This is a genomic window from Burkholderia sp. (assembly GCF_018375725.1).
Lineage (GTDB): Bacteria > Pseudomonadota > Gammaproteobacteria > Burkholderiales > Burkholderiaceae > Burkholderia.
Genome location: NZ_JAHACR010000355.1, coordinates 1 through 3,997, shown reverse-complemented (window position 1 = coordinate 3,997; position 3,997 = coordinate 1). Strand labels below are relative to the sequence as shown.

Here is a 3,997-nt window from a genome sequence, read left to right as displayed (position 1 = left end):
CTGCGCGACGCGCTCGATCGCGCTGCGCGCCGCGACGCCGGCCAGCTCGCCGAGCGTCAGCGGCTGCGTCAGGTAGGTGTCGATGTAGTCGCGCACGCGGCGGCGCACGGCCGGCGCGAGACCGCCGCGGAACGGCGTGTCGGTGCGCGTCACGGTCTGGCCGCGCAGCAGGAGGCTCAGCATGTCGTGCGCGGTCTCATTCGCGCGCAGCCGTCCGTCGGCGTCGTCCCAGCGCTCCAGCGCGAGCGAGCGGCATAGCGCGGCGACCCGGGCATCCTCGAAATAGGTGCGGTCCGCGAGCGTCAGCTCGCGCGGTTCGCGGTCGAGTTCGCGGATCGCGCGCTGCGTGAAATGCTCGGGCAGGAAGTACAGGTGGACGAAGTGCATCTCGCCGCGCACCCACCAGCGCGATTCGTGATCGCCCGGCAGCGCGCAGAGCAGGCTCGGCGCGCCGTAGCGCGGCACCTTCTGCCGCTCGGTGCGGTAGCCACCGTCGAGATAGCACGACAGCGTGTGATGCCCGGGCTTCACGTAGACCGTCTCGCTTTCCTCGGTGACGCGCGTCCATTCGGCGATCGCGAGCTGGTCGCCGAGCCACGCGAAACGTTCGAGCGTCGCGTTTGCTTCGCTCAGCGTGCGGCATACCGATTGCAGGCCGAACGGCGCGGTGCCGGTCGCGCCGAAATCGGCGGCGGGCTGGTGGGCGGCGAGCGCGAGGGCGGGCGGGGTGTGCATGATGCGCCGAGTATATAAGCAAGCGCCCGCACGCGCCGGGGCGCCGGCCGGAAAAGACCGCAATTCCGGACAAGTGCCGCCCCGCGCGAGACGGCATAGTCGCAGCCCCTGTTTTTGCTTCGACTCCGCCATGAATCTGTCGCTTTACATCGTCACCGTGCTGATCTGGGGAACCACCTGGATCGCCATCAAGTGGCAACTGGGCAGCGTGCCGCCGCCCGTCTCGATCGCATGGCGCTTCTGGCTCGCATCGACGGTGATGTTCGTGCTGCTGCGCGCGATGCGCCGGCCGATCCGCCCGCCGCGCGCCGCGTGGCGCTTCCTCGCCGCGCAGGGCTTCGCGTTGTTCTGCGTGAATTTCCTGTGCTTCTACTATGCGGAGCAGGTCGTGCCGAGCGGCCTCGTGGCGGTGATCTTCTCGACCGCGCCGCTGCTCAACTCGATCAATGGCCGGCTGTTCATGGGCCGTCCGCTGCGGCCGTCCGCGCTCGCGGGCTCGCTGCTCGGCCTGGGCGGCATCGCGTGCCTGTTCTGGCAGCAGATGGCGGGGCGTCTCGACGATCACGCGACCTGGCTGGGCCTCGCGATCGCGCTCGCGGGCACGATGTGCTTCTCGGTCGGCAATCTGCTGTCGAGCCGGATGCAGTCGATGGGGCTTCATCCCCTGGCGACCAACGGCTGGGCCATGCTGATCGGCGCCGCGATCCTGACGGTCGGCGGCCTTGCGGCCGGGTTGCCGTTCACGCTCGACACGAGCCCGCGCTATCTCGGCGCGCTCGCGTATCTGGCCGTGCCGGGCTCGGTGATCGCGTTCACCGCGTATCTGACGCTCGTCGGCCGCATCGGGCCGGAGCGCGCCGCCTATTGCACGGTGCTGTTCCCGATCGTCGCGCTCGCCGTGTCGACCGTGTTCGAGGGATACCGGTGGTCGGGGCTGGCGGTGGTCGGCCTGCTGCTGGTCGTCGCCGGCAATCTGGTCGCGTTCGACCTGGCGCGCCGACTGTTCGTGCGCACTGCCTGACGCGGGCGCGTCCGCGCCGGCTGGATGACGCGCACGCGCGGCAACGCGGCATCGCCATAGCGGCGCGACACCCGAACGTGGCGACGGCTTGCGTCGTGCCCGGTTAAAACAAAGCCGCCCGCGTGATGCGGGCGGCTTTGTATCGTCTGGCAAGATGGCGCGGCAAGGCGGGCCGCTGGCCTGGCGAAGCGGCGACGCTCAGGCCGCCGCGCCCTGGCCGCTCAGCCGGCTCTGCCGTTGATACAGCATGGTCGACAGCGCGACGCCCGCCGCCGCCGCCACGGCAGCGAACAGAAAGACCTGCGGATATCCGAATGCCCCGGCGACATAACCGGCGAGCGGCCCGGTGATGCCGAGCGACAGATCGAGAAAGACCGAATACGCGGACAATGCCGCGCCGCGGCTCGCGGGCGGCACGAGCGCGACCGCCTCGACGCCGAGCGCAGGGAAGATCAGCGCGAAGCCGAAGCCGGTCAGCGCCGCGCCGACGAGCGCGACATGCGGCATCGGTGCGAGCCACAGCAACAGAAGCCCCGCGCATTCGAACGCGAACGACACGATCGCGACGCGGAAGCCGCCGTAGGTCTTGATCGTGTTCGCGAACAGCAGGCGCGCGCCGATGAACAGCGCGCCGAACACGGTCAGCGACAGCGCGGCGTTCGGCCAGTGGCGGGCTGCGTAATACAGCGTTACGAACGTCGCGATCGAGCCGAAACCGGCCGAGCCGAGCGCGAGACCGAGGCCGTGCGGGAGCACGCGCGTAAACACGCTCGCATACGACATCCGCTCGCCGTGCACGACCGGCACCGCCGCGATCAGGCGCGCGAGGTAATAACCGAGCGCGGCGAGCGCGATCACGATCACGCCGATCAGCGCCGGGTTCAGCGCATGGTCGATCGAGACGCCGATCGGCGCGCCGAGCGCCAGTGCGCCGTAGGTCGCGATGCCGTTCCAGGAAATCACGCGTGCGTTGTGCGTGACGCCGACGCGGCCGATCCCCCACAGGATCGCGCCGGTGCCGCACAGGCTTTCGCCGACGCCGAGCACGAGCCGGCTCGCGACCAGCAGCACGAGGCTCGCGGCCGGCCAGCGCGCGAGCAGCAGCGCGACCAGCAGCAGCACGCCCGATACGCCGCAGAGGATCAGCCCGCGCACCACGGTCTGTTTCGGGCCGAGCGAATCGGCGAGGCGCCCGGCGAGCGGCCGCGATGCCAGCGTCGCGAAATACTGCACGCTGATCGCGGCACCGGCGACGATCGCCGAAAAACCCAGATCGCCGTGGACGAAGCCCGGCAGTACCGCGAGCGGCAGGCCGATGGTCAGATAGCAGATGAACGTGAAGCAGACGACGGAGACGATTTGCAGCGTGACGGCAAACCCGCTGCGCGGCGGGGGGGCGGAATCGGTTGACATGGGGTCGGAATGGTGGGCGACGGCCGGAAAGAAAGCCGGATTTTCACATGGAACCGGTTTTTTCGCAGGTACCATTTAGTTAATCGCCTGCCGGGCCGCATATCGTCACAGTTATATGCGCGTCATGCGGAATCGGCTATGGGTTGCGGAAATTGACGGTGATAGCGTGCAAACTGTCATCAGGACGACAGCCCGGCGCATTGGCGCGAGCGGGCATGCCCAATTTCAGGAATGCGACGAGACATGAGTGAGCCGATCCGTTTCTATCATCGCCATGCGATCCGTGAAGTCAGCGGCGCGGACGTGACCCGTACCGTGCTGCAGTACCTGCGCGAGGACGCGCATTGCACCGGCACCAAGGAAGGCTGCGCGGAAGGCGATTGCGGCGCATGCACGGTCGTCGTCGGCGAGCTGACCGACGCGGGCACGGTTGCATTCAAGGCCGTCAATGCATGCATCCGGTTCCTGCCGACGCTCGACGGCAAGGCGCTGCTGACCGTCGAGGACCTGCGCCGGCCGGACGGCTCGCTGCATCCGGTGCAGCAGGCGATGGTCGATTGCCACGGTTCGCAATGCGGCTTCTGCACGCCGGGTTTCGTGATGTCGATGTGGGCGCTGTACGAGAAGCATGGCCATGCGGCGTGTGGCGGCGCGTGCGGTGACAAGGGCGTGCCGTCGCGGACCGAGATCGCCGATGCGCTGACCGGCAACCTGTGCCGCTGCACCGGCTACCGGCCGATCATCGACGCCGCGGTGAGGATGTTCGATGCGGCCGGCGAAGGTGCAACCGGCGAAGGCGCTCCGCAGCCGGCCGAACCGGTCGATGCC

4 protein-coding genes are annotated in these 3,997 nt (G+C 68.8%); 2 read left to right on the top strand and 2 right to left on the bottom strand.

Annotation, left to right across the window (positions count from 1 at the left end):
- A partial coding sequence (locus KH616_RS22570) for an AraC family transcriptional regulator (protein ID WP_292252126.1) occupies positions 1–735 on the bottom strand: 735 nt, incomplete at its 3' end.
- Positions 736–865: 130 nt separating this feature from the next.
- Between KH616_RS22570 and KH616_RS22565 the strand changes: the two genes are divergently transcribed.
- Positions 866–1,756, top strand: coding sequence for an EamA family transporter (locus KH616_RS22565; protein ID WP_292252125.1), 891 nt, complete (start codon positions 866–868; stop codon positions 1,754–1,756).
- A 198-nt stretch (positions 1,757–1,954) separates the two neighbouring features.
- On the opposite strand, the gene KH616_RS22560 is transcribed toward KH616_RS22565, so the two are convergent.
- Entirely contained in the window at positions 1,955–3,169 is a 1,215-nt protein-coding gene (locus tag KH616_RS22560) for an MFS transporter (RefSeq protein ID WP_292252124.1), read from the bottom strand.
- Positions 3,170–3,412: 243 nt separating this feature from the next.
- On the opposite strand from KH616_RS22560, the gene KH616_RS22555 reads away from it, so the two are divergent.
- The coding region (locus KH616_RS22555) for a 2Fe-2S iron-sulfur cluster-binding protein (protein WP_292252123.1) at positions 3,413–3,997 on the top strand (585 nt) is incomplete at its 3' end.

What these genes read in the sequence shown, in the direction of transcription:
- KH616_RS22565 (WP_292252125.1), top strand. Translation starts at nt 866, where the DNA reads ATGAATCTGTCGCTTTACATCGTCACCGTGCTGATCTGGGGAACCACC.
- KH616_RS22560 (WP_292252124.1), bottom strand. Translation starts at nt 3,169, where the DNA reads ATGTCAACCGATTCCGCCCCCCCGCCGCGCAGCGGGTTTGCCGTCACG.